We start from the raw sequence: 24,463 nt of genomic DNA on the forward strand, positions 1-24,463 counted from the left end.
ATAGCAAAGAGACTTTCTCTAGAAAAAAGCACTTGTATTTTTTCTAGAGAAGCTTTTTCGGAAATCAAAACGTCGAACGAGGTGGAAAGCAAATGGCATTTGAAACAACAACAACTGTCTTAGGTGCAGAGACCCGCTACCAATTAGCACCAGAAGCAAAAAAGTATACACTGCGGGACAATGGATTTACTGAAACAAACAGTGGCAATTTCCAACTGATCCGCGGGTTGGAAGCAACTCCGCAAAGTAAAGAAGGCTTTAAATTAAAAATCACCGTCGCAAAGGACATCAAAACGTTTAAGATGTCGATTACGACAGCCAATGGATTGAAAGCAGTCAACATCTTTAAAGACCCGCAACACAAAATGCTGCAAGAAAAATTTTATTTCTTGATGGATGGGTTTATTAGTCGCGGATTATTCATCAAAGCGTAAACCATCGCGAACAAAATGATCCGTTATTTAGGAAAAGCAACCAAAAGATTTTCGTTTCAAAAGTGTATCTGGAAGACAATCATGAACAAATTATTCCGTGGACAATGTTGGATCGTCCACAGTAGCGAGTGTGGAGGCTAGCGCTAATCCACTACGTTAGCGGTTCCACACTATCAATGTGGATGTTGTTGTGACTTGTCCCTTGCTCTTTGGCAGAAATGAAATCGTTCGGTTGTTTTTTTGTTACAGTTGAAGGAAAGATCGTGACTTCAATCATGGCTTTTGTTTGCTGTTTTCTTTTTAGGCTAAGCGTATACTGACAGATATGTAAAACATTTACCCTGAGAAAGGAAGAGAAGATGCGCTATTTTACATCAGATACTCATTATTTTCATGAAAAACTATTAGGTTCGAATGATTTTGCCCCACGTCCGTTTGCGTCTGTCTCAGAGATGCATGAAGTCATGGTCGCTAATTGGAATCAGGTGGTTCAAGCACAAGATACGGTCTACCATCTAGGAGATATTGCACTCCATCCCGAACATGAAGCGGGGTTTGCAGAGCTTTTAGCGCTATTAGTACGGCTGCAAGGAAAGATCGCTTTTATCAAAGGCAACCATGATACGCGCGCACTCTTTCGTTATCTAGCAAAGCACGATCCCGGAATTTCCGGAGAGCCGAAGTTTTCTTTTGCGGATGTCGGTCTGTTGTTAAAATTTGATCATCACCAGTATTATTTGAGTCATTATCCGATGCTATTGGGAATGACAAAGAATAGCCGTAACCTTCATGGGCATATCCATCATCATAGTTTGCCTATCGCTGAGAATATCAATGTCGGTGTCGATGCGCCGGAATTAGCATTCCTTCCTCAACCTTGGCCGTTTGGACGACCAATTTCCGAAAACCAATTAGAAAGGATCTTTCAAGCCAAACAAGCAGAAATACACCAAACGTTTCATTGAGAAATAACAAGGAAAACAGTCGGTTAAAGAATTATAGTCATATATCTTTTTAACAATAGTTATAATAGCAAGACAAAATTTCTGCTTCTAGTAAGCTGAACATTGGTCATAGAATGAAAAAATAATCGGTTTCAAGGTTTATCATTTGAAGGATATTTAAGAAATGTGTATGCTTTAAATAGAAAGTAGTAAAGGAGGTTGCCTATGCGTAAGATTTCTAAAGTGATCATGATCATTGGGTTACTGTTATTGTTGCTCGTCTTTTTCTTTGGCATGATTGAGAATCAGCAAGCGGTAGATTTACCATTCTACTTGATTCCACTGCGTGAGTATCCGTGGGTCGGAGCTTCCATGAGCATGTTTTTGTTTTGGACATGTGTCGGCTTTGCACTGCTGACGATCATTGGTATTTTCGTTGTCTTGTTCTTTCCAAAGCGTTCGGATCGTTTGGTTATCCAGCAAAAATCCGGAGAATTGGTGATTCAAAAGAAAGCCTTGGAACATTTTGTTTTAAAGAATGTCCAACAAGCTGATTTTATCCATTCGCCATCAGTGAAGGTCAAGATTATCAAGAATAAAGTCCGAGTCATGATCGATGGAGAAATGAAACAGACCGCAGCCATCCCGCAACAACAAGAAGCATTGGTTGGTGAGATCAGCAGTAAGCTTCAAACGCTATTCGGTGTCACTCATGATATACAAACAGAAGTTGTCTTGAAAGACGCTGAAGAAACAAGAGAACATCACACACAACCCCGTGTCGTTTAGGAGGAGAAATGATGAACAAATGGTTCGAACAAAATAAGATCCCGGTTATCTTTGCTGCATTAGGACTGATACTAGCAATTCTCTTTCTGACAGTCGGCTTTTTGAAAACATTGCTACTACTGATTTTTACAGCACTAGGAGGTTACCTTGGCTTCTACCTCAAAGAGATCGGTTTCTTTGATCAATTTCAAAAGCCGCGGCGTTAGTGATCGGTAACATTTATTATTATAATTTTTATGAAGATATAGGAGGAATGTACAATGGAAAATCAAGTAAAACCAACAACTACTGCAGGTGTTAAAGGAGAATTGACTTACGAAGATAAAGTAATTCAAAAGATTGTCGGGATTGCGCTAGAATCCGTAGATGGACTATTAACGGTTGATGGTGGGTTCTTCTCAAATATCGCAGGAAAATTAGTGAATACGGATGATGTTACTTCCGGTATCAACGTTGAAGTTGGTAAAAAACAAGTAGCCGTAGATTTAGATATCGTAGCAGAATACGGTAGCGACATGACTGCCATTTACGACCAAATCAAAGAAGTCGTTTCAACACAAGTCAACAAAATGACAAACTTGGAAGTTATCGAAGTGAACGTTAATGTAGCAGATGTTAAAACTCGTGAACAATTCGAAAAAGATTCAGAAACTGTTCAAGACAAAGTTAGCAGTGCTGCAGAAACAACTGGAGAATTTGCTTCAAAACAAACACGTAAAGCCAAAGGCGCATTCAACAAAACTGCCAGCCGTATCCAAGAAAACAACGAACCACGAGTTCAATAATTACGGCAAATATAAAAACAGGCTAGCTAATCGGCTAGTCTGTTTTTTTTTGATGGTTCTCAGTCAACAGTGCAAGTCTGTAAGTTGCTTTTGAAAATCAAAGCCAAAAGCACCAATAATTCAATCCTTCAGCAGCAAGCAGTTCATTAGAGAAAGTTTTTTTGTAGTGGTTTTTATCTGGTGAATCATTTGGATCAAGCACTTGAATCCCCCCTTCTCTATTCAAAGCCAATACCATCAAATGGCCTGTGGTAGTAAATGTTCCCGGCTGTACGGAGACAATGACGGGAAATCCTTGCTGAATCATCTTGTAAGCTTCCTCGAAAGAATTTCCCAGATCTAAGAATTGATAGCCAAAATGTTCGGCAAACTGAGGAAAGATTTGCCAGCTAGTTCCTTGATCAGCAAGATAAAATTGGTTGCCTGCCCAGTTGAGAATATTGTCTGGTTCTGGTGCCTGATTTCGCCAAAAAGAATCAATCATTGCTAAAGATGCGATGGCACAACCATTATCGGCAAAGGTATTTTGCTGTTCCCCAGAGCCGTAACGTTTCATCCCCCAACGTTCGTCTCTTTGCAAAATCAAAGGGACTTGTTGGGACTTCGGCAGCACTTCTTGCAGCACTTGATTGGCTTGCTCTGAAAATTTCTTTGGCAATAATACGATGTCTTGTGAGTCGGAATGCTTTACTCTTTCAAAGACTAATTGTCGTAAAAGGAAAGAACCGGCGACAATGATCAGTAAGACAAGAATACTTTTTTTGACGGAATTTTTTGGCTTTTTTCTATTTCTGCGGTCAGTCGTTGCGTGATTGTTCATGTTCTGTTACCCCTTTTGTCATTATCTAAGAGGAGTATAGCTGATCCTTGCAACAGACATTTCTGTATTTTATGAAGAAATTCATACGATTTTATGATAGTTTCTTTTTGCTTGAAAGCAGGCTAGCATTAGGCTTAAGCAGCAGCTGTCGGAGGAACTATTTATGTGGGAAAGGTTTTTTTGAATTTAAAGAAGTATCTAAGTTTTTTACAGGAAAAGCTAAACCGATGAAACTCTCCGTGAATTTTTTGCCAATCTGTTGTATAATGCAAATTACTGAAAAGTTGCGACCTTCAAATCGTAGATGATTTCAGAATCTATAATTGAAATGATGGTGAAAAATCATGTCTAACAAAAACACCCGTGTGGTGGTTGGAATGAGTGGCGGGGTGGACTCGTCGGTAACAGCACTTTTGCTGAAAGAACAAGGGTATGATGTTGTCGGGATCTTTATGAAAAATTGGGACGATACCGATGAAAATGGTGTATGTACTGCAACGGAAGATTACAAAGATGTGGCTAAAGTAGCAGCTCAAATCGGCATTCCCTATTATTCAGTCAATTTCGAAAAAGAATATTGGGACCGCGTTTTCGAATATTTCTTAGCTGAATATCGAGCTGGACGTACACCAAACCCAGATGTTATGTGTAACAAAGAAATCAAATTCAAGGCCTTTTTAGATTATGCCATGGATCTTGGTGCTGATTATGTGGCAACTGGACACTATGCTCAAGTCGAAACGGATGAAAATGGGGTTACCCATATGCTGCGCGGAGTGGATAGCAACAAAGACCAAACGTATTTCTTGAGCCAACTGTCGCAAGCACAATTGAGTAAAACCATGTTCCCTTTAGGCGGCATGGAAAAATCTGAAGTACGGGCCATTGCTGAACGAGCTGGTTTAGCAACAGCTAAGAAAAAAGATTCTACAGGTGTTTGCTTTATCGGTGAAAAGAATTTCAAACAATTTCTAAGCAATTACTTGCCAGCAAAAAAAGGCAACATGGTCACATTAGATGGTGAAGTCAAAGGACAACATGATGGTCTGATGTACTATACCATCGGCCAACGTCAAGGATTGGGAATCGGTGGCGGCGGCACTTCACAAGAACCGTGGTTTGTTGTTGGCAAAGATTTAGCAACAAACACATTGTATGTGGGACAAGGATTCCACCATCCAGCATTGTATGCGGATCGGTTGGAAGCAAGTCAAATCCACTTTACGACAGACACGGATCGTCCAAGTGAATTCAAGTGCACAGCCAAATTCCGTTATCGTCAACAAGATGTCGGCGTCTCTGTCCGCTTGCTAGATAATGACCGTGCCGAAGTGATCTTCGATGAACCCGTTCGGGCAATCACCCCAGGACAAGCAGTGGTCTTTTATGATGGCATGGAATGTCTTGGCGGTGGCTTGATCGATGCCGCTTACCAAGAAGCAAAAGAATTGCAATATGTCTAAACGATTCGAACGATTGCAGCAGTGATAATTGAAACGATCCGAATGATCAGTGATGCCTGTATGGATTTGCAGGCATGATCTTTCGGATCGTTTTCTATGTGATTCTAGGAGATTCTTATTGATCGGTACGTCTTTTTTCATCTTCAAAAGCTTCTTGATGCATTTGGAAAAAGCGGTAGTAGGTCTGAACATTTTCCAACTGTGTCCAGCGACGCACATCCACCGGCTTTTGATCCAAATCGTAGATCTTTGCTTCTTTGATGGAGAGGACAAAAGGGCTGTGGGTAGCGATGACAAATTGACAATGTTCGTAGCGGGTCATGTCTTCGATAAATGCGACTAACTCAATTTGTCGTTGGGCCGACAGTGAATTTTCTGGTTCGTCTAAAAGATACAGTCCATTAGGCACGATTTTTTCTTGGAAAAAGCTTGCCGCGTTTTCTCCGTTTGAGAATTCACGGACATTATCCATCAGATTTTTACGTGTGAATTTCGATTGTGTATTGGAACGTGCGAGGTTGATTTTTTTTAATCTCTCATAGTCTTCAAAGCCTTTAAAACGAAAATTTGCATATTTGGCTTCAAAATATTCGTCGAAGATTTCTTCTCGGCGGCGATCAATGCCTTGATTCAAATTGCGAATGTCGAGCATATAGTCGAATACGTCATCGCTGGTCAAAATTTGCTTGATTTTAGGTTCGTTGGTAACTATGCAATGGCATTGATCAAGGTAATCTTCAAAGAAGTTGGAACGATTATAAGCGGCGGACCGTTGCGCGCCGATCTTCTCAGCAAGGACGTTCAGTGCGGTGGTTTTTCCTGAACCGTTGCCTCCGTAAAGGATAGTGATTGGTTCAAAATCGATTTGAGAAAAGGCGTTCTTTGACAAGACTTGATAGGGGTAATAGGAATCATAGACAGTTCGCATAATCCCCGCAAAAAATGACCCTTCGGATTCACGATCAGGAAAAGTAATTTGATTAAGGTACATCAACGCGCCAACTCCTAACAGATTTTTTGTTTAGTGTAACATAATTGTTCTTGCCATAAAAAAATTTTCCAAGTAGAATAATTTCACCTATGTAGAGTTGTTATCTTTTCTTGTTATATTCACATTCCCTGTGTTCTATGCTAGACTAAGGGTAACATCATTTTGATGTCATCTTAAGAGACAGTATAAAAACATAAAAAAACGATGATTTTTTGAATTTTTTAAAGGGTGCTTAATTGTTGAGACTTATTCCTTGCAACTTTTGGTAAAAGTGACTAATATGGGAAAGGAATCTTGAGAGGAGCGATGGGATGTATCAAGTAATAGTCATGTATGGTGATAACGAGCCATGGTGGTTTTTTGAAGGATGGCAGGCAGATATTCAAGAGGCGTTCACATTTGCATCTTTTGCGGAAGCACAGTCATTTTACGAAGAAAAATGGCACGAGATTCGGAAAGAGTATTCGTACATAAATGCAAAAACCAACTTTATGACGGCTTTTTGGAATGAAGACGAAGAACGCTGGTGTGAAGAATGCGACGATTATCTCCAACAATATATTGGGTTGGCACTACTTAAAGAATACCAACAAGTCGTCGATGAAAGCAGGAAAGATTTTTATGAAACAACTAATTCTAGCGGAAAAGCCAAGCGTTGCCAAAGACCTCAGCAAAGTATTGGGTTGTAATCAAAAAAATAAAAATTATTACGAAGGACCCAAGGTAATCGTTACTTGGGCCCTTGGTCATTTATTAGGTCTAAAAATGCCCGAAGATTTAAACAAAGAATGGGCCTCGTGGCAGATGGAAACATTACCGATGGTTCCCAAAACGATCGGGATCAAACCATTGCCTAAGACGGGGCATCAGTTGAAAGCAATCAAACAACTGGCACATCGCAAAGATGTGTCGGAAGTCGTGATCGCTACCGATGCAGGACGAGAAGGCGAGTTGGTGGCCCGATGGATCTTAGAGTGGGTCCGCTGTGACAAACCTGTCAAGCGGCTTTGGATTTCCTCTCAGACCCCTAAGGCTATCAAAGAAGGGTTCTCAAAGTTGCAGCCGGCGAAGCAGTATGATAACTTGTATCATTCTGCCATTGCTCGGGCAAAAGCAGACTGGCTAGTCGGCTTGAATGTGACCCGTGCCTTAACAGTGAAATATCAGGATAATTTAAGCGCTGGCCGAGTTCAAACACCAACGCTTGCTTTGGTTCGCGCACAAGAGAAACAGATTGAAGGTTTCCGCCCCCAAACCTATTATGTCATCAACTTAGAAGTGGGCGACAGTAAAGCAAAGCGGCAACAAAGCAATCCTTATCAATTGAAAGACCGTAGCGAAGCCGAAGCACTGGTTCAAAAGATGAGTCAGCAAAATGGCCGTGTTGCGTCTATTGAAGAGAAGATCAAAACCGAAGCGGCTCCTTTACCCTATGATTTGACGGAGATTCAGCGAGAAGCCAATCATCGCTATGACTTTTCTGCCAAAAAAACGTTGTCATTGGTCCAAAGCTTGTATGAAACCCATAAAATCGTCACGTATCCGCGGACTGATTCAAAATACTTAACCAGTGACATGAAAGCAACGATGAAAGAACGGTTGCAAGCAGTGGCCGATTTTGCTCCTGAAGTCAAAAGCTATTTGAAAAATGGCGGTCAAGTTCAGCAGCAAGCTGTGTTTAATGATAAGAAAGTTACGGATCACCATGCCTTGTTGCCTACAGAGCAACGGGCACGTTATGAAAAATTGAGTAATGACGAACAGCGAATCTATCAAATGATCGTTGAACGTTTTTTGATGCTTTTTGCCAAACCGCATAAGAAGCAGCAGCAAAAAGTTACAGTCAAATTTGGTAATGAAGTGTTTGTCTTTACCCATAACACTGTGATCGAGGCAGGCTGGAAAAAGTCAAAAGAAGAAGCAACCACTGTTTCTTGGCAGGAACAAATGAGTGTCAAACCAACATTCAGTATTCAAAAGGAACTAACGACGCCGCCGAAACCATTGAATGAAGGTACGCTCTTAGGCAAAATGGAAAAACATAGCTTAGGAACGCCTGCAACGAGAGCTGAGATCATTGAGAAATTGATCAAGTCAGAGTTGATGGAGCGAACACCTAGCGGTTTACAAGTTTCGCCAAAAGGCAAGCAGTTGTTGGTGCTAGTCAACCCATCTTTAGTCACTCCGGAATTGACGGAGAAATGGGAAAAGGAATTAGAACTGATCGCTAAAGGAAAATACTCGGAACAAAAATTCCTTGCTCAGATAGAAAAACATACCAAGCAATTAGTCAAAGAAATCAAGCAAAGCGAAAGCAAATATCAAGACTTTTCCTTAACGCAAAAACGATGTCCTGAATGCGGGGAACCATTAAGGGAAAAGAGTACCCGAGATGGCAAGATCTATGTTTGTTCAAGTCAAACCTGTAAGTATCGTCGTCGTAAAGATCCTAAAGTGTCTAACCATCGCTGTCCACAATGTCATCGAAAGATGGAGATCATTGAAGGAAAGAATGGTGCTTTCTTCCGTTGCAAGTTCGATGGGATCACCGAGAAAATGGCAGATAAGAAAGAGCGTAACAAAAAATTGACCAAACATGAAGAACGCCGGTTGATGCAAAAGATCAATCAGGAAGAACCGCAAGAAAGTCCATTGGCTGCAGCATTAAAAGCGGCGATGGAGAAAAAAGAATGACGAACGGCTGAAGGCAAGACGCCAGTATTGATTTTGTTCGTTCAACGATTTTGCTTCTTGCATTATTTGCTAGCCTAAAAAACCAGTCCAGCCTTATGTATAAGGTTGGGCTGGTTTTTTTGAACTTCTGTCAATGGTGGATCTGACGATACTCTTTGGGTGAAATCTGTTCTTTTTTCTTGAATAGGAAAGAGAAGTAATTTGGATCATTGTAACCAATATCAAAGGCGATCTCGGAAAGGCGCAAATTTGTTGTGATCAGTAGTTTTTTTGCCAATGAAAGCCGCTGTTCTGTGAGGTATTCAATGAATGTGGCATCGGTTGCTTGCGAGAAAATCGTACTGAAATGGGCGGGGCTCAAGTTGACTTTTTCTGCAACGACATTCAACGAAATATTTGGATCAGAAAAATTTTTGTCAATAAACTGTTTTGCCTGACTGATCACACTTTGATACTTTGCCATTGCCGGATTGATTTGCTGCTTGACTAAGTATGTAAGCAGTGCAGTCACTTTGTCTTGGTAGTTGTGTGGCTCACTTGTCAGTTGGGATAAATAGTCTAAATCCGCAGTTTGAGCTAGCAAGTCCTTTTGTTCTTTGCCTTCACGCTTTTTTACCAGCGCAATCAATTCTACCAGAACAAAAAAACGATACATTTGGGTTCTTTCTGCAGTTCCTTGAGCGGACATGATTTCATTGACTAAGTCATTGATCGCCTCTGGCTCAGTCTGGGAGATTCGTTCGGCAAGGTCGATTTTGAAAGGATTCGTAGGAGATAATTCTCCTTCTTTCATATCATCCTCATAGCTAATGATCTTTTCCTTGCGGATGCCGCCATACGTTTTCAACATCCCGTTGGCTTTGTGATAGGAAGTTGGAATGTCCGAAAACCGCTCAACTACCGGTCCGATGGCAACTGCCACTTCCTCACTTGAGTCATGGGTGAGCGCTTGTGCCATTTGGTAGGCTTTCTCGAGTACAGCATCTTTGTTGAAATCAAAAAGCAGGAATTTGATGAAGCGACTGGAAATGCTGGAGAATAAGACTGTTTCATCGGAACCATAAGTAGAAGTCAACTGCTTACTGAAGCGGGTATAATCCGAAAAATTCTGATTGTATGGTGTCTTGGCCAACAAGACACAAAATTGTTTACCAGAAAAGGAACGCTTTAGCTCGGTCGCTTGCTGGAAAGCTTCTGAAATTGTGATTTTACTTGCGAAAAGAGTATTCAAAAAGAGATTCTTTCTGACCTCCATTCGCAGGAGTTCATCATCTTGTGAGAGATAGTGTTGTTCTTGGGACTGTTGGTCCAATGCAGCAATGACTTTAATCAATGTCTGTTCAAGGTCCTCATTTTTGATCGGTTTCAACAAATAGTCATCAGCTTGCAATTGTAGCGCTGTTTTTGCGTAATCAAAATCATCGAAGCCGCTAATAAAAATAATTCGAACAAGTGGCAATAATTTTTTGGCCTCTTTGGCAAAGGTCAGTCCATCCATAAAAGGCATTTTGATGTCCGTCAAAATGATATCTGGACGAATGTCAAGAATCGATGCAAGTGCCAACTCGCCATCTGCCGCTTCATTACTATAAATAATGGGGTATTTTTCAGCTAGAGAAATAATCTGATGCCGCAAGTTATCACGGATCAGGTGTTCATCTTCAACTATGAAGACTTTGTACATTAGTGGGCTCCTCCTTTTTTAGGAACGATGATCGAAATCGTTGTTCCTTGTGATTCAATACTCGCGATATCAAATTGTACGTCACTACCGTAATTTAGTAATAGACGACGATAAACATTATAAAGACCATACCCATTTTCTGGATCGGGATCTGTATTTTCTTTCAGATTATGCTGGATGGCCATTAATCGTTCGTGGGAAATGCCAATACCGTTATCACGGACAGACATCTGGATTGTCTGTTCATATTCCTGAATCGTGATGGTGATTTTTCCTACTCGGCGTACAAACTTGGTGCCATGATAGACGGCATTTTCAACTAAAGGCTGTAGGATCATCTTTAAAACTAGTAGGTCTTGGGAAGTGGTCTGCTGGTTGATTTCATAGGTCAGCATCTCCCCATAACGGATCTTTAGGATCGTTAAATAGTCAGCAACATGGCGCAACTCTTTTGAAAGAGGGATCCAGTCGTGCCCTTTGCTTAGTGAAATCCGAAAAAAATCGGAGAGGGCGTACGTCATTTCAGTTGCTTGTTCATATCGTTCTACTTCGATCAAAGAGACGATCGCATCCAAACTATTGTAAATAAAGTGAGGCGTGATCTGTGCTTGCAACACACGAACTTCACTTTGAGCCAAATGGTATTGTTTCAAAGCATTCTCTTCTAATAAACGGGTTAAATCATCCGCCATTTTATTCAAACTGCTCGTCAATGTGCGCAATTCCGGTGTATCAGGCAGGACTGCTCGAAAGCCGAGATGCCCTTGGGCAAGTTCATCAGATAATTCGACTAGACGATCCAATGGATTTTGGAGATTTTCGCGAACAAAGCGGCGATTTTTAGAAATAAAGTAAATAATCAAAAGAATCAAAAGCAATTGAAAAGCGATCAATAACAAGACAGATTGAATCAAATCTTGATTGGTTTGACTTGCCAAACTAATCTCTACACGAACAAATTCCTGCAGGATTTCAGATAATAATTCAATCACAGAATCCACCTGGACCATCACATATTGATTTTTTTCTAGTGGTTCATCGTTAGCAATATTTTCGATGAGCTTGTTTTGGTAGGTTTCTAATGAATCCAGTGTACGTAAGGCAACAGCCAACGTGTTCTTTTCTTTGGCTGTATTCGTATTTGTTTGGATATGGTCAAGATCCGCGCGCAATTCTTCAATGACGTTGTTGACTTGAACATCCGCCACGCTCTTTTGGCCAAAGACAAGATCCCACATTTCTTCTAAAACAATTGCATCCACTTTACCCGAGAGCTGATTGGCTTCTTCAATATTGTTGATCGTATTTTGATAAATAAAAATTTGGCGGGAATAAAAGATACTACTGATCAATAAAGGAAGAAAAGCGACTAAGATCATCAATTTATTGGTTTGTTGGAAGATGCCCTTTATACTTGTCTTTTTCATGAATGACTCCTTAATAATTTCGGGGTGGAATCTGGTCAAAATCCATATCACTTGAAAAAACTGTCTCGTGGACATAGATTTCTTTTGGAACTGCACTTCTGCCCCGACTTAAATAACGGGAAATAGCATTTTTAACGAAGATACCAGCATCGGGATTACATTCAACAACGCAATTAACGATGCCGTTTTTCAAATTGTCGATCATTTCTTTTTGAGCATCAATCGTAACGATAACAATGTCTTTTCCAGGGACGATATCTGTTTGTTTCAAGGCTTCTAACGCGCCGATAGTCATTTCATCGTTATGACTGAATAAAACATCGATGTCGGCCATTTTTCCTTCTGCAATATATTGTTCAATCACTTCTTTGCCTTTTCTACGAATGAAGTCGCCATTCAAGGCATCAGTTACTTGAATAGTGACATTGTTTTTCGCATAATCTCGTTTGATGGTTTCTCGAAAGCCATCTGAACGTAGTTGCGTAGGGGATGTATCACTGAGTCCGGTCAACTCCAGCACGTTGATCGTTTCATTTTCATGATGCTTGAAATAATTGCTGACATAAAGGCCAGCTCGATTGCCTTCCGCTTTGAAACTAGGACCGATATGTGTCAAAAATAAGGAAGGATCTGCCAGATCCACATGACGATCAACGATAAAAACAGGGATACCTGCATTGGCCGCCTCTTCGAGTATTGGTTCCCAACCATCTTCTTGTAATGGAGTAAAGACGATTGCATCTACTTGGTAAACGATAAAACTGCGGATATCTTGGATCTGTCTTTCTTGATTCATATAGCCATTTCGATAAAGTACTTCATACCCTTCTTTCTCTAACTCTGTCCGAATCGATTCAGTATGACGTTTACGCCAACTGCTTTCTGTACCAGATTGCGAAAAGCCAATGACAATGCTCTCTTTAGCAGATTCATTGGTCCCCTCAGCTGGTCGTTGGCAGGCGCTAAGACTGGTCATAAGCAGGATCGAAAGGAAGATGTGTAACCTTTTTTTATCCATAATTTCACCCCCGACCTCTATTTTACCAAAAAAAGGTAAGCGCTTTTCTTAATTTCAAGATTCCGAAAAAAAACAAGGTAATCGAAAGAAAATCAAGGTTTGAATTCCAATGTCCCAAGAAATCAAAGAAACTACCAAAAATAGTTAATGTAAGCGATTGCTGTTTTTTCTATACTTAGCCTGTAAGTAAAAGTATGGAGGGATCAATAAATGAAAAGCACAATGAAAAAAATCGTAGGTATCGCTTCAACCGTTCTCTTGGGAGGGATGTTGGCAGCTTGCGGAAACGGCTCAGATAGTGGTGGAGCCAGCAGCGGGGACAAAGGGTTTGTGGGAATCGCTATGCCTACAAAATCAGCAGAACGTTGGATTGCCGATGGAAACAATATGGTAGATGAACTGGAAAAGTTAGGCTACAAAACAGACTTGCAATATGGCGAAGATAAGGTTGAGAATCAGGTCGCTCAAATTGAAAACATGATCACTAAAGGCGTCGATACATTAGTGATTGCTTCTATTGATGGTTCCGCGCTTACCGATGTTCTCGAAAAGGCTCATAACGAGGACATCAAAGTGATTGCTTATGATCGGTTATTGATGAATTCGGAGTACGTCGATTACTATGCAACCTTTGACAATTTCGGTGTGGGTGTTTTACAAGCTTCTTATATTGAAGACAAGCTAGGCCTGAAAGATGGAAAAGGACCCTTCAATATCGAATTGTTTGGTGGTTCACCGGATGATAACAATGCGTTGATCAATTACAATGGCGTGATGTCTGTTTTTCAACAGTATATTGATAGTGGTCAATTAGTGGTTCCTTCGGGTCAGACGAATTTCAACCAAATCGCAACACTGCGCTGGGATGGTTCTACTGCACAGGCACGGATGGACAACTTATTGAGTGCCAACTATACCGATAAAACATTAGATGCCGTTCTTTCTCCTTATGATCCAATCAGTTTAGGAATCATCTCATCCCTAAAAGGTGTGGGGTATGGTTCTTCTGAAAAACCATTACCTGTAATTACAGGACAAGATGCAACCATTGCTGGAGTTAAATCGATCATTGCTGGAGAACAAACGCAAACGATTTTCAAAGATACCCGAGTTCTAGCCAAAAACACGATCGAAATGATCGAAGCAATCGCCAATGGCGAAGAAGTCCCAGTCAATGATACCGAAACTTATGACAATGGGGTCAAAGTGGTACCGACCTATCTATCTAATCCAGTCTCTGTAGATAGCAGCAATTATAAAGAAGAGCTTGTGGACAGTGACTATTACACGGAAAAAGATCTGGGCTAGTTGTTGACAGTGGGGCTGTCAAAAGCGCAAAAAAGGTAAAAGAGCAGCTGAAGGGATAATGATCGGGGCAGATCAGCGGATACTCCAATGTTTTGCCCTGTTCTTTCTTGTTTGTCAAAGAGCCGTTCTTTTGAATGGATCATTTTATTTCTTCTGCAGAATCTCTGACTACATAAAAAGAAAAGGGTGAAAGGACATGGCAGATTATATTCTCGAAATGAAGAATATCGTCAAAGAATTTTCAGGCGTACGAGCATTAAGCAATGTAAATCTTTCGATCGAACGTGGTGAGATCCATGCGCTATGTGGTGAAAACGGCGCAGGAAAATCTACATTGATGAATGTGCTAAGCGGTTTGTATCCACATGGCACGTATGAAGGTGAAATATATTACGAAGGAGAGCTCTGTAAATTTAAAGATTTACGAGATAGCGAAGAAAAAGGGATCGTAATCATTCATCAAGAGCTGGCTTTAAGTCCTTATTTATCCATCAAAGAGAATATTTTTTTAGGAAATGAACAAGCCAAAAATGGCATCATCGATTGGAATATCACAGAAAAGAAGACCGATAATTTATTAAAAACAGTTGGCTTGCGTCTTGATCCTAATACATTGGTTTCACAAATCGGTGTAGGGCAGCAGCAGCTAGTAGAGATCGCCAAAGCATTTTCTAAATCAGTCCGATTATTGATTTTAGATGAACCAACAGCCGCTCTGAATGAAGAAGAAAGTGCCAATTTACTAGAATTGATCAAAGAATTTCGTAATCAAGGGATTACTTCCATCATTATTTCTCATAAGTTGAATGAAATAGTCAATGTCGCCGATCGCATCACGATTTTGCGCGATGGACAAACCATTGAAACGATGGCTGGCAATCAGATTTCTGAAGAGCGAATCATTCGCGGGATGGTTGGTCGTGACTTGACGAATCGCTATCCGGAACGGCATCCCCAGATTGGTGATCCTTTTTTTGAAGTGAAGAATTGGACCGTTCATCATCCTATCGATACAAATCGAATCGTGAACGAAGATCTCAATTTGATGATCCGCAAAGGAGAAATCATTGGCATTGCTGGGCTTATGGGCGCGGGACGAACAGAATTTGCGATGAGTGTCTTTGGGCATTCCTATGGCAGCAATATCACGGGCGAAGTCTATAAAGAAGGGCAACAAATCTCCGTAAAAGATGTTCCAGCTGCCGTTAGAAATGGGCTTGCGTATGTCTCAGAGGACCGTAAAGCATTAGGACTTAATCTATTGATGGACATTCGGGAGAACACAACGATTGCTAGTCTGAATAAAATCAGTCGCAACGGTGTTTTGGACAAAGAGAAAGAAGTAATTTTGGCAGAAGAATACCGCAAAAAAATGCGGACGAAAACCAATTCAATCTATCAAAATGTTGGCAGCCTTAGCGGCGGAAACCAGCAAAAAGTTGTTTTGGCTAAGTGGTTGATGACGGAACCGGATATTTTATTTTTAGATGAGCCAACACGAGGAATCGATGTTGGAGCAAAATATGAAATTTATACGATCATTGAAGAAATGGCATCTGCGGGTAAAGCAATCTGTATCATTTCCTCCGAGCTGCCGGAACTTTTGGGTATGTGTGACCGGATCTATACGATGAATGAAGGGCGTTTTACAGGAGAAGTATTGCGGCAAGATGCGGATCAAGAACTGCTGATGAACTTGATGACATTAGAAGAGAGTGGGGTTTAGGATGGAAACAACGAATAAATTAAAAAAAGTGCAAAAACATTCTATCAAAGACAAAGCGTTAGAGATTTTTAGCAAATACAGCATGATTATTATCCTGGTCATCTTATTGATTGCCTTTCAAGCAATGACAGATGGTATTTTCTGGCGACCATTGAACATCACCAATCTTGTTTTGCAAAATAGTCATATATTGGTTTTAGCTGCGGGGATGTTACTAGTTGTCTTGTTAGGGCATGTCGATTTGTCTGTCGGATCTGTCATGGCGTTTGTTGGCGCAATCGCCGGCGTCTTGATGGTCAATAATGGCATGAGTCCCTGGGTGGCTGTGCCATTATGTGTACTGATTGGTGCGTTGATTGGCGCTTGGCAAGGTTTCTGGGTAGCTTATGTGGGGATTCCTGCTTTTATTGTTACGTTGTCTGGACTGTTGATGTTCCGTGGATTGACTCAAGTCGTTCTGGGAGGACAATCTTTAGCACCATTTCCTACCTCGTTTCAAAAAATTTCAACAGGCTATTTACCTGATATTGTCAGCAGCGATCATATTCATCTCCTTTCAATGATTATCGGTGTCGGTATCACGGCACTATTGATTTTTGGTCAATGGCGAACCCGGGAACGCCGCAAGAAAAATTTGTTTGAAGTAGAGTCCACCAGTACCTTTTTGTTCAAAGCTCTTTTCATCGGCGTCGTTTTCATTGGCGCAACTTATGTGTTCGCTTCTTATCAGGGTTACCCGATCATCTTGATTTTATTAGGAGTCATCGTTGCAGCATATGGATTCTTAACAAATAAAACAGTTGCCGGTCGTCAAATCTATGCAACTGGTGGAAATAGGAAAGCCGCTGAACTGTCAGGAATCAAAACGAAAAAAATCACTTTCTGGGTCTTTGTCAATATGGGCGCGATGGCGGCATTGGCAGGTTTGGTTTTGGCTGCCCGATTGAACGCTGCGACACCACAAGCAGGAACCTCTATGGAACTGGATGCCATGGCTGCCGTTTATTTTGGCGGTGCCTCAACTTCTGGCGGAATCGGAACGATCATGGGTGCGATCGTCGGCGGATTAGTGATGGGAGTACTGAATAATGGGATGTCGATTCTAGGTGTAGGGGTCGACTGGCAACAGGCAATCAAAGGATTGATCTTGCTGTTAGCAGTTGTCTTAGATATTTATAATAAGAAAAAGAAAATATCTTAGGAGGCTGTAAATATGGGGACAGAAGCACAAAAGACGATCTTATTGATCTGTACAGCAGGCATCACAACAGGTCTATTAGTGAAAAACATGCAGCGAGCAGCGGATGAACAAGGAATAACTGTCCATATTTATTCAGCACCAGCAATCATTGCTGAACAAATCATTCAAAATCAGACTGTTGATGCATTACTGATTGGACCACAATCGAAATATGAAATCAATCGCTTAAAAGATTTTTTGAACTATAAAGCAGTTCCGTATAAACTAATCACACCAGAAGATTACGAGCTTCTTGATGGTGAAGCGGTCTTAGCAGATAGTTTAACATTATTGCAGTTGAATTAGTTCTCGGCTATTCTGGTGTTGAAATCCTGAACGCAACCTGTGGAAAAAAACCATGTGAAACAAACTAAACTATGTAATTTAGAGTAGTGGCTTGTCAATTCATTTGGCATCTACTACTCTATTTGCTGTAAAGACCAAAAACAAAACAACTGCGGTTAGTGAGCCATCGCCAGTAAGAACACTTATCTGAATGGGTTCCAGTTTGCTGACAATCAGTTGGAGAAAGGGGAAGTGCGATGAAAGTTGAAGAATTGACGGCGATCCGTCCGAGTTACCGTCAACTACTATGGCAAGCACGGGAATTTTATGGCTTTATTCATTTTGGCTTGAATACCATGACGAATCGGGAATGGGGAAATGGGAGAGAATCCTTAGCACTATTTGACCCGCAAGCAGTGGACTGTAAAGAGTGGGTCACGCTTTGCAAATGCAGCGGGATGAAAGGGATGATCTTAACCTGTAAGCACCATGATGGCTTCTGTTTATGGCCCAGCAACTATTCGCAGCAGACAGTCGCTTATACACCTTGGAAAAATGGCAAAGGAGATTTAGTCAAAGAATTGTCGGAGGCTTGTCAAGAAGCAGGGATGGCGTTTGGCATCTATCTTTCTCCGTGGGATCAGCACGCCGCAAGCTACGGCACCGGACAGGCCTATAACGAGGTGTATGTGGGTCAATTGACAGAATTATTGACGCAGTATGGTGAAATAGCAGAAGTGTGGCTTGATGGAGCCAATGGAGAAGGACCTAACGGAAAGCGGCAGTTTTATGACTGGCAAAGATATTATCAACAGATTCGGCAATTACAGCCGGATGCTGTGATTGCCGTTTGCGGTCCAGATGTTCGCTGGATCGGAAATGAAGCCGGGCACACAAGGCAGAATGAGTGGAGTGTCGTTCCCCGTGAGCTATTGGATGCCGAAAAGACGGCCGAAAAATCACAACAAACAGACACAGCAGAATTCCGGACGACAATCTCAAGTATGGCAGAAGATTTAGGTAGCCGATCTGTATTGAGAAACTACGATTCCAGCAGAGATTTAGTCTGGTATCCCGCAGAGGTCAATCTATCAATCAGACCCGGCTGGTTTTATCATCCGGAAGAGGATACAGCAGTGAAAAGTGCCGAAACATTATTTTCTTTGTATCGGAAAGCGGTAGGAGGAAACGCGGTATTTTTATTAAATGTTCCGCCAATGCCCAATGGGGCGATCCACCCGAAAGATCAGCAGTCACTGATGCAATTAGGGCAATATCTACGGCCATTACAAACGGATCAGCCGTTGTACCAAGGACAGATCACAGCTTCTTCCCAAAAATCACCCTGGGATCAAGAAAGCCTGCAGAAGGTTACCTCATCAAAGAAGACGTATTGGCAACCTGCGGATAACGATCATGAGCCGTGGGTAACAGTGACTTTTGCACAACCAACACAAATCAATACAGTGATTTTACAAGAAGAAATCCGCGAGAGTCAGAGAATTGAAAAAGCAGTACTTTATTATGAAAAAGATGGCAAGGATTGCTTTTTAGCAGAATGCGGAACTGTCGGGTATAAGAAAATCATTGATGTCGACCCAGTTACTACTAAAAGAATCAAAGTTGTTTTCTTGGCATATCGTCAATACCCAACGATCAAAAAATTTTATGTACGCTTTCTTGAGAAGAGAGCTTCAAAGTAGTCCCTTCACCTAAAGAGAATCCACCCAAAAACAGACAGCCGCAGGGCTGTCTGTTTTCAGGGGATACAAATAAGGAATAAAAGTGGATATTAGTTAATTGCAACTGTCTAGGGGGCAAACCAAGGACAGTGCAAGAAAACTACAAATTAAGGTAACGTGATCACATTCTCAGATGTCTTATCAAAGAAGTGGGCTTTGTTGATGTTGAAAGCAAGATCAATCACTTCACCTGGACGATGGAAGTCACGAGCATCTACTTTAGAGATAAACTCAGTGGAACCAATCTTTGTATAAAGCATTGTTTCAGCACCAAGCAGTTCAGAAACGACTACTTCTGCACGGACAGTTGCTTCTGGTGAAGCTTCCAATGCGATTTGTTCGCTGTGGATATCTTCTGGACGGATACCAAAGACTAATTCCTTGCCTTCGTACCCTTTTTCGATAAGGACTTTGTTTTTGCCTTCAGGAATACGTAAGTTTAATCCATGGCCGTCTGAGATCATGCCGTTTTTCAAAGTAACTGTAAAGAAGTTCATAGCAGGTGAACCGATAAAGCCGGCAACAAACATATTTTTAGGTGAGTTGTACACTTCTTTCGGTGAACCGATTTGTTGAATAAATCCGTCTTTCATAATAACGATTCGGTCTGCCATTGTCATCGCTTCTGTTTGGTCATGGGTTACATAAATCGTAGTTGTTTCAAGACGTTGATGCAGTTTCGCAATCTCCGCACGCATTGCTACCCGCAATTTCGCATCTAAGTTTGACAAAGGTTCATCCATCAAGAAGACTTTGGCATCACGTACGATGGCACGACCCAAAGCTACCCGTTGACGTTGTCCACCAGATAGTGCGGCTGGTTTACGGTCTAGATATTCTGTCAATCCTAAGATCTCGGCAGCATTTTCTACCCGTTTTTTGATTTCTTCTTTATCGTATTTACGTAATTTCAATCCGAAAGCCATGTTGTTGAAAACTGTCATATGTGGATACAACGCATAGTTCTGGAATACCATGGCAATATCACGATCTTTTGGTGCGACATCGTTCATTACTTTGCCGCCGATGGATAATTCTCCTTCAGAAATATCTTCTAATCCAGCGATCATCCGCAGCGTTGTTGACTTTCCGCAACCGGAAGGTCCAACAAAAACAATAAACTCGCGATCAGAAATATCTAAATTAAAATCTGTTACAGAATAATTATCATTGTTGTCGTATTTTTTATGCACGTGTTTCAGAGCCATTTCTACCATTAGGATTACCTCTTTCCATTTAGTTTACACCTGTATCATAAATGAAAACGCTTTGATTCAGCAACGGAAATATGCACAAGAAAAAAAACGTTTTCTTGTGCAAGTTGTTCAATCGGCTGGATGAGCGAAATTTTTGATAAGAAAATAGCACAGCAGCAGATCATCCATTTCTTTTAAGTTCAGATTAGTCATACTTTGGAATTTATCGATCTTATAAAGTAGTGTATTGCGATGCATGAAGAGTGACTTGGCTGTAGAACTGGCATTTCCTTGATTTTTCCACAGCGACTCGATCAAATGGATAAGATCGCTTTCCTGAAACCAATCCTGATAAAGTGTTCGAAATAATAGTTGATAGTCGGAACCGGCAGTGCTTAGCAAATGGATCAGAGATGTAGCCAGATCCAAACTTTTTAAATTGGTTTGTCGAGTCAATTGTTGAAAAAGAGTCATTTCTTCAGTCAGCAGAAGTGTGAAATCATGGCTCGAATGGTGAAACGGCCCTACAAATAAATGCGAGTAGCAGTCAAAATCCATATCTAAAGCAACAAATAAACCATCCAGTTCATCTAAGCGCAAGTTCTCACCAGCCCGCTGTTCAACAATCAACGCACTGTCTTCGGTAACAAAAAAGAGGTCGACGACATGGGGGAGCATTTGCTGGATCTCTTGCAGCCACTCAGTCTGCAATAAATCGATCCCACTCGTAAATTTCACTTGCAACAAGCGATAATCACCGGTCTCATTTATCGGCTGATGTTCAAATAAAATCGGGTACCATGGTCGAAAACGGTTGTCGATTACCGGAAACAGTGCACCGCTGCCTAATTGCAGCATGATTCTTTCTTTTGCCGATAGATCGGCAGTAGGCAGCCAGATGAATTTCTGACCAAATGGAATCGATTCGATTCCTGGATCTGTTGATTTTGCTGGATGCAAAGCAGCGTTTGGGTAATTTTCTTTAATATCTTTAAAAGAGAAAATAGGAAGAACCTCCTTTGCTGTCGTTGTCATTTATTGTATAGCAATTCATCTTTTCTGAACAGTTGCAATTGATCGAATCGTGCATTTAGCAGAGGCTGCCACTGACTATTATATTTCTGCTTCAGGTAAAAAATTGATTTTTACAAAATTACATTGACAAGAAAGCGCATTCCAAATATACTATATGTACGGACAACTTTCGAAAGATGGGATTAATATGACAACGAAGTACGAACAACTTGCGAATGAATTACGGGAAAACATCCGTTTAGGAACCTATAAAGAAGGAATGACGATTCCTTCGGAGGCTGTATTACAAGAAGAATATCATTTGAGCCGACATACCGTGCGACAAGCGATTGCTTTGCTAGTAAACGAAGGCTATTTACGTAAGGAAAGAGGATCTGGTACGTACGTTTCAAAACCTGAGAATCTTCCGCAACGCAGCCATAAAACGATTGGCATCATCATGACGTATCTGTCGGATTATATCTTCCCTTCAATTATGCGCGGAGTCGAGCAGACATTGCGGGAACAAGGCTATTCTTTGCTGTTGGGATCAACAAATAATGACCATGAACAAGAACGAGCTTGCCTTCAACAAATGATGGACCAAGGAGTAGATGGCTTAATCGTTGAACCGACGAAGAGCAGTCAATACAATCCCAATTTGGCCTACTACATGGCATTGAAAGAAGCAGGGATTCCGCTAGTGATGATCAATGCCTACTATGAAGAACTGGATCTGCCTCATATTTGTGTCAATGACACTCGTTCAGGCTATCTAGCCACGAATTATTTATTGGAACAGCAGCATCAACACTTGATGCTGATCACTAAAATTGATGATTTACAAGGGAAATATCGGATGAAAGGTTTTGTCAAAGCTTTGGAACAAGCAAAGAAAACATTTGCTGCTGAAGATGTCGTGACTTATACCACAGAAACCAAAGAGGCTGTCATTGCACAAGCGATTGACCGGTTGAACCAATCGAATGAGATCACTGGAATCGTCTGTTATAACGATGAAATTGCACATGGGTTGATCCAGCAATTAGAAGCCAATGGAAAGCGTGTACCAGAAGATTATTCAATTGTAGGAAATGATGATTCACCTTTAAGTACATTGACTTCACCAGGAATAACCACACTGGCTCACCCAAAGGAAGAGATGGGGATTTTAGCGGCACAATGGGTCACCTCAGGAACTACGTTGGAAGAAACGTTTTATTATGAGCCAGAATTGATTGTTCGCGGCTCCGTCATGAGCCATTCGTGATTTCATGTATATCAAAATTCAAAAGGAGAGAAGAGAAATGGAGCAGCAAATAAGTGAAGCGATTCAAGAAGGGCGCACGGCACTTGGAATCGAGTTAGGATCCACAAGAATTAAAGCTGTCTTGATCGATGAGCAATTTCAAACCATCGCAACCGGTAGTTATGAGTGGGAGAATCAGTTATTAGATGGTGTCTGGACCTATTCTTTGGCATCTGTCTGGCAAGGAATCCAAGAAAGCTATCAAGCATTAGCAGCTTCTGTTCAATCCCGATACGGGGAACCTTTGACGAGAATTGGTTCAATTGGTTTTTCCGCTATGATGCATGGGTATCTCGCTTTTGATGAGAATGATCAGTTATTGGTGCCTTTCCGCACTTGGCGCAATGCCAGCACAGAAGCAGCCGAAAAGGCTCTAACTGAATTGTTCCAATACAATATTCCGCAACGCTGGAGTATCGCTCATCTGTACCAAGCCATTTTGAATCAAGAAGCGCATATACCGGAAGTCAACTTTTTGACGACATTAGCGGGCTATGTTCATTGGCAGCTGACAGGTGAAAAAGTAATCGGTATTGGGGATGCCTCGGGAATGTTCCCAATCGACAGCCTACAAAAAGACTATGATCGACAGATGATAGCCCAGTTTGATGATCTGATCCTTCCAGAAAATTTACCTTGGCAGTTAGCAGATATTTTGCCCAAAGTCTTAGTAGCTGGTGAAGCAGCAGGCACTTTGTCGGCAGCAGGTGCTTTGCGGTTAGATCCAACAGGAACATTGTTGCCGGGTATTCCATTCTGTCCACCCGAAGGAGATGCGGGAACCGGAATGGTTGCGACGAATAGTGTTGCGCAAAGGAGTGGGAATGTCTCTGCCGGAACATCAGCTTTTGCTATGATCGTTCTTGAAAGCGGTCTCTCTAAAGTCTATCCAGAAATTGATCTGGTAACAACGCCAGCAGGAGATTTAGTTGGCATGGTTCATACGAATAATTGTACTTCGGAGATCAATGCATGGGTCAAAGTTTTTCGGGAATTTGTAGAAGCAGCAGGGGTCGAAATGAGCACAGAAGCTCTGTTTACGACATTGTTCAACCAAGCACTGAAAGGAGATCCTGACTGTGGTGGGTTGTTGTCTTATGGGTATTACTCAGGAGAGAATATTACAAAAATAGCAGCTGGTAGACCATTGTTTGTTCGCTCCCCAGAAAGCCGCTTTACTTTAGCAAACTTTATGCGGCTCCATTTGTTTAGTGCGTTTGGTGCGATGAAGATCGGGATGGATATCCTAACTAAAGAACAAGTCAAGATCGACCGAATCGTAGGACACGGAGGGATTTTCAAGACTCCGACTGTTGCGCAGCGGGTGTTGGCTGCTGCGATGGAAGCACCAGTGACGGTGATGGAAACAGCAGGAGAAGGTGGTGCTTGGGGCATCGCTTTACTGGCAGCATTTATGAAAAAAAAATCGGTAGAAGAAACACTTACAGTCTTTTTATCCAGAGTTTTCCAAGGAAAAGAAGGGACAACTTTAGCGCCATTACCTGAGGATATAGTTGGTTTTACTGAGTTTGTTAAGCGCTACCAACACGGTCTGCCGATCGAGCAAGCAGCGATCGATGGATTGATTTAAAAC

The 24,463-nt window shown here is 41.4% G+C and carries 22 protein-coding genes; 15 read left to right on the plus strand and 7 right to left on the minus strand.

What is annotated here, in order from left to right; all coding sequences use genetic code 11:
• The first annotated feature begins 92 nt into the window (after nt 1-92).
• The 5 genes from HED61_RS04975 (at nt 93) to HED61_RS04995 (ending at nt 2,952) form a co-directional block, all read left to right on the plus strand.
• Nucleotides 93-434, plus strand: coding sequence for a DUF1831 domain-containing protein (locus tag HED61_RS04975; protein ID WP_003128156.1), 342 nt, complete (start codon nt 93-95; stop codon nt 432-434).
• A 359-nt stretch (nt 435-793) separates the two neighbouring features.
• A complete protein-coding gene (locus HED61_RS04980; RefSeq protein ID WP_021150561.1) occupies nt 794-1,399 on the plus strand; it encodes a metallophosphoesterase in 606 nt (201 codons plus the stop codon).
• 204 nt (nt 1,400-1,603) lie between these two features.
• The gene (gene amaP, locus HED61_RS04985) at nt 1,604-2,167 is read left to right on the plus strand and encodes an alkaline shock response membrane anchor protein AmaP (RefSeq protein ID WP_003128159.1); all 564 of its coding nucleotides are present in this window, start codon (nt 1,604-1,606) and stop codon (nt 2,165-2,167) included.
• An 11-nt stretch (nt 2,168-2,178) separates the two neighbouring features.
• Nucleotides 2,179-2,373, plus strand: coding sequence for a DUF2273 domain-containing protein (locus tag HED61_RS04990; RefSeq protein ID WP_029486300.1), 195 nt, complete (start codon nt 2,179-2,181; stop codon nt 2,371-2,373).
• A gap of 54 nt (nt 2,374-2,427) precedes the next feature.
• Entirely contained in the window at nt 2,428-2,952 is a 525-nt protein-coding gene (locus HED61_RS04995) for an Asp23/Gls24 family envelope stress response protein (protein ID WP_003128162.1), read from the plus strand.
• Between the two features lie 97 nt (nt 2,953-3,049).
• Here HED61_RS04995 and HED61_RS05000 read toward each other — a convergent pair whose 3' ends face one another.
• Nucleotides 3,050-3,772 (minus strand): C39 family peptidase, encoded by a 723-nt coding sequence (locus HED61_RS05000; RefSeq protein ID WP_003128163.1) that lies wholly within the window; start codon nt 3,770-3,772, stop codon nt 3,050-3,052.
• Between the two features lie 344 nt (nt 3,773-4,116).
• Between HED61_RS05000 and mnmA the strand changes: the two genes are divergently transcribed.
• Nucleotides 4,117-5,235, plus strand: coding sequence for a tRNA 2-thiouridine(34) synthase MnmA (mnmA, locus tag HED61_RS05005; protein WP_219645201.1), 1,119 nt, complete (start codon nt 4,117-4,119; stop codon nt 5,233-5,235).
• A gap of 115 nt (nt 5,236-5,350) precedes the next feature.
• Here mnmA and HED61_RS05010 read toward each other — a convergent pair whose 3' ends face one another.
• Nucleotides 5,351-6,226 carry an AAA family ATPase gene (locus tag HED61_RS05010; RefSeq protein ID WP_005470119.1) on the minus strand — a complete coding sequence of 292 codons (876 nt, stop codon included), beginning with the start codon at nt 6,224-6,226 and terminating at the stop codon, nt 5,351-5,353.
• 311 nt (nt 6,227-6,537) lie between these two features.
• Here HED61_RS05010 and HED61_RS05015 point away from each other — a divergent pair, with 311 nt between their 5' ends.
• Entirely contained in the window at nt 6,538-6,915 is a 378-nt protein-coding gene (locus HED61_RS05015; RefSeq protein ID WP_003128166.1) for a DUF1033 family protein, read from the plus strand.
• A complete protein-coding gene (locus tag HED61_RS05020) occupies nt 6,848-8,920 on the plus strand; it encodes a DNA topoisomerase III (RefSeq protein WP_005470120.1) in 2,073 nt (690 codons plus the stop codon). Before HED61_RS05015 ends, HED61_RS05020 begins: the two co-directional genes overlap by 68 nt.
• A 130-nt stretch (nt 8,921-9,050) precedes the next feature.
• On the opposite strand, the gene HED61_RS05025 is transcribed toward HED61_RS05020, so the two are convergent.
• Genes HED61_RS05025 through HED61_RS05035 form a run of 3 tightly spaced genes read right to left on the minus strand, consistent with a single transcriptional unit; the run spans nt 9,051 to nt 13,007 of the window.
• Nucleotides 9,051-10,604, minus strand: coding sequence for a response regulator (locus HED61_RS05025; protein WP_005470122.1), 1,554 nt, complete (start codon nt 10,602-10,604; stop codon nt 9,051-9,053).
• Nucleotides 10,604-12,031 carry a sensor histidine kinase gene (locus HED61_RS05030; RefSeq protein WP_021150556.1) on the minus strand — a complete coding sequence of 476 codons (1,428 nt, stop codon included), beginning with the start codon at nt 12,029-12,031 and terminating at the stop codon, nt 10,604-10,606. Before HED61_RS05030 ends, HED61_RS05025 begins: the two co-directional genes overlap by 1 nt.
• A gap of 10 nt (nt 12,032-12,041) precedes the next feature.
• On the minus strand, nt 12,042-13,007 hold the full coding sequence (locus tag HED61_RS05035; protein WP_021150555.1) for an ABC transporter substrate-binding protein: 966 nt from the start codon (nt 13,005-13,007) through the stop codon (nt 12,042-12,044).
• Nucleotides 13,008-13,259: 252 nt separating this feature from the next.
• On the opposite strand from HED61_RS05035, the gene chvE reads away from it, so the two are divergent.
• From chvE to HED61_RS05060, 5 genes are all read left to right on the plus strand, one after another.
• On the plus strand, nt 13,260-14,357 hold the full coding sequence (gene chvE, locus HED61_RS05040; protein ID WP_021150554.1) for a multiple monosaccharide ABC transporter substrate-binding protein: 1,098 nt from the start codon (nt 13,260-13,262) through the stop codon (nt 14,355-14,357).
• 196 nt (nt 14,358-14,553) lie between these two features.
• The gene (gene mmsA, locus HED61_RS05045; RefSeq protein WP_003128175.1) at nt 14,554-16,083 is read left to right on the plus strand and encodes a multiple monosaccharide ABC transporter ATP-binding protein; all 1,530 of its coding nucleotides are present in this window, start codon (nt 14,554-14,556) and stop codon (nt 16,081-16,083) included.
• Between the two features lies 1 nt (nt 16,084).
• Nucleotides 16,085-17,284, plus strand: a complete 1,200-nt coding sequence (mmsB, locus tag HED61_RS05050; RefSeq protein ID WP_021150552.1) for a multiple monosaccharide ABC transporter permease — start codon at nt 16,085-16,087, stop codon at nt 17,282-17,284.
• A gap of 12 nt (nt 17,285-17,296) precedes the next feature.
• On the plus strand, nt 17,297-17,629 hold the full coding sequence (locus tag HED61_RS05055; protein WP_003128178.1) for a PTS sugar transporter subunit IIB: 333 nt from the start codon (nt 17,297-17,299) through the stop codon (nt 17,627-17,629).
• Between the two features lie 236 nt (nt 17,630-17,865).
• Nucleotides 17,866-19,311 carry an alpha-L-fucosidase gene (locus tag HED61_RS05060; protein WP_005470131.1) on the plus strand — a complete coding sequence of 482 codons (1,446 nt, stop codon included), beginning with the start codon at nt 17,866-17,868 and terminating at the stop codon, nt 19,309-19,311.
• Between the two features lie 146 nt (nt 19,312-19,457).
• Here the strand turns inward: HED61_RS05060 and HED61_RS05065 are convergent, their stop codons facing one another.
• The gene (locus tag HED61_RS05065; RefSeq protein WP_003128181.1) at nt 19,458-20,567 is read right to left on the minus strand and encodes an ABC transporter ATP-binding protein; all 1,110 of its coding nucleotides are present in this window, start codon (nt 20,565-20,567) and stop codon (nt 19,458-19,460) included.
• Between the two features lie 108 nt (nt 20,568-20,675).
• Nucleotides 20,676-21,581 (minus strand): helix-turn-helix domain-containing protein, encoded by a 906-nt coding sequence (locus tag HED61_RS05070; protein ID WP_003128182.1) that lies wholly within the window; start codon nt 21,579-21,581, stop codon nt 20,676-20,678.
• A gap of 154 nt (nt 21,582-21,735) precedes the next feature.
• Here HED61_RS05070 and HED61_RS05075 point away from each other — a divergent pair, with 154 nt between their 5' ends.
• On the plus strand, nt 21,736-22,830 hold the full coding sequence (locus tag HED61_RS05075) for a GntR family transcriptional regulator (RefSeq protein WP_003128184.1): 1,095 nt from the start codon (nt 21,736-21,738) through the stop codon (nt 22,828-22,830).
• Between the two features lie 37 nt (nt 22,831-22,867).
• Nucleotides 22,868-24,460: a xylulokinase gene (locus HED61_RS05080; RefSeq protein WP_219645200.1), complete on the plus strand. Its 1,593-nt coding sequence runs from the start codon at nt 22,868-22,870 to the stop codon at nt 24,458-24,460.
• Nucleotides 24,461-24,463 lie beyond the last annotated feature (3 nt).

The organism is Enterococcus gallinarum, from assembly GCF_021496385.1.
In the GTDB taxonomy this organism is placed as follows: domain Bacteria; phylum Bacillota; class Bacilli; order Lactobacillales; family Enterococcaceae; genus Enterococcus_D; species Enterococcus_D gallinarum.

What these genes read in the sequence shown, in the direction of transcription:
- HED61_RS05080 (WP_219645200.1), top strand. Translation starts at nt 22,868, where the DNA reads ATGGAGCAGCAAATAAGTGAAGCGATTCAAGAAGGGCGCACGGCACTT.
- HED61_RS05000 (WP_003128163.1), bottom strand. Translation starts at nt 3,772, where the DNA reads ATGAACAATCACGCAACGACTGACCGCAGAAATAGAAAAAAGCCAAAA.
- HED61_RS05060 (WP_005470131.1), top strand. Translation starts at nt 17,866, where the DNA reads ATGAAAGTTGAAGAATTGACGGCGATCCGTCCGAGTTACCGTCAACTA.
- HED61_RS04980 (WP_021150561.1), top strand. Translation starts at nt 794, where the DNA reads ATGCGCTATTTTACATCAGATACTCATTATTTTCATGAAAAACTATTA.
- HED61_RS05015 (WP_003128166.1), top strand. Translation starts at nt 6,538, where the DNA reads ATGTATCAAGTAATAGTCATGTATGGTGATAACGAGCCATGGTGGTTT.
- HED61_RS05065 (WP_003128181.1), bottom strand. Translation starts at nt 20,567, where the DNA reads ATGGTAGAAATGGCTCTGAAACACGTGCATAAAAAATACGACAACAAT.
- mmsA (WP_003128175.1), top strand. Translation starts at nt 14,554, where the DNA reads ATGGCAGATTATATTCTCGAAATGAAGAATATCGTCAAAGAATTTTCA.
- HED61_RS05070 (WP_003128182.1), bottom strand. Translation starts at nt 21,581, where the DNA reads ATGACAACGACAGCAAAGGAGGTTCTTCCTATTTTCTCTTTTAAAGAT.
- chvE (WP_021150554.1), top strand. Translation starts at nt 13,260, where the DNA reads ATGAAAAGCACAATGAAAAAAATCGTAGGTATCGCTTCAACCGTTCTC.
- HED61_RS05030 (WP_021150556.1), bottom strand. Translation starts at nt 12,031, where the DNA reads ATGAAAAAGACAAGTATAAAGGGCATCTTCCAACAAACCAATAAATTG.
- HED61_RS04995 (WP_003128162.1), top strand. Translation starts at nt 2,428, where the DNA reads ATGGAAAATCAAGTAAAACCAACAACTACTGCAGGTGTTAAAGGAGAA.
- HED61_RS05055 (WP_003128178.1), top strand. Translation starts at nt 17,297, where the DNA reads ATGGGGACAGAAGCACAAAAGACGATCTTATTGATCTGTACAGCAGGC.
- HED61_RS05035 (WP_021150555.1), bottom strand. Translation starts at nt 13,007, where the DNA reads ATGACCAGTCTTAGCGCCTGCCAACGACCAGCTGAGGGGACCAATGAA.
- mnmA (WP_219645201.1), top strand. Translation starts at nt 4,117, where the DNA reads ATGTCTAACAAAAACACCCGTGTGGTGGTTGGAATGAGTGGCGGGGTG.
- HED61_RS05075 (WP_003128184.1), top strand. Translation starts at nt 21,736, where the DNA reads ATGTACGGACAACTTTCGAAAGATGGGATTAATATGACAACGAAGTAC.
- amaP (WP_003128159.1), top strand. Translation starts at nt 1,604, where the DNA reads ATGCGTAAGATTTCTAAAGTGATCATGATCATTGGGTTACTGTTATTG.
- HED61_RS04975 (WP_003128156.1), top strand. Translation starts at nt 93, where the DNA reads ATGGCATTTGAAACAACAACAACTGTCTTAGGTGCAGAGACCCGCTAC.
- HED61_RS05010 (WP_005470119.1), bottom strand. Translation starts at nt 6,226, where the DNA reads ATGTACCTTAATCAAATTACTTTTCCTGATCGTGAATCCGAAGGGTCA.
- mmsB (WP_021150552.1), top strand. Translation starts at nt 16,085, where the DNA reads ATGGAAACAACGAATAAATTAAAAAAAGTGCAAAAACATTCTATCAAA.
- HED61_RS05020 (WP_005470120.1), top strand. Translation starts at nt 6,848, where the DNA reads ATGAAACAACTAATTCTAGCGGAAAAGCCAAGCGTTGCCAAAGACCTC.
- HED61_RS05025 (WP_005470122.1), bottom strand. Translation starts at nt 10,604, where the DNA reads ATGTACAAAGTCTTCATAGTTGAAGATGAACACCTGATCCGTGATAAC.
- HED61_RS04990 (WP_029486300.1), top strand. Translation starts at nt 2,179, where the DNA reads ATGAACAAATGGTTCGAACAAAATAAGATCCCGGTTATCTTTGCTGCA.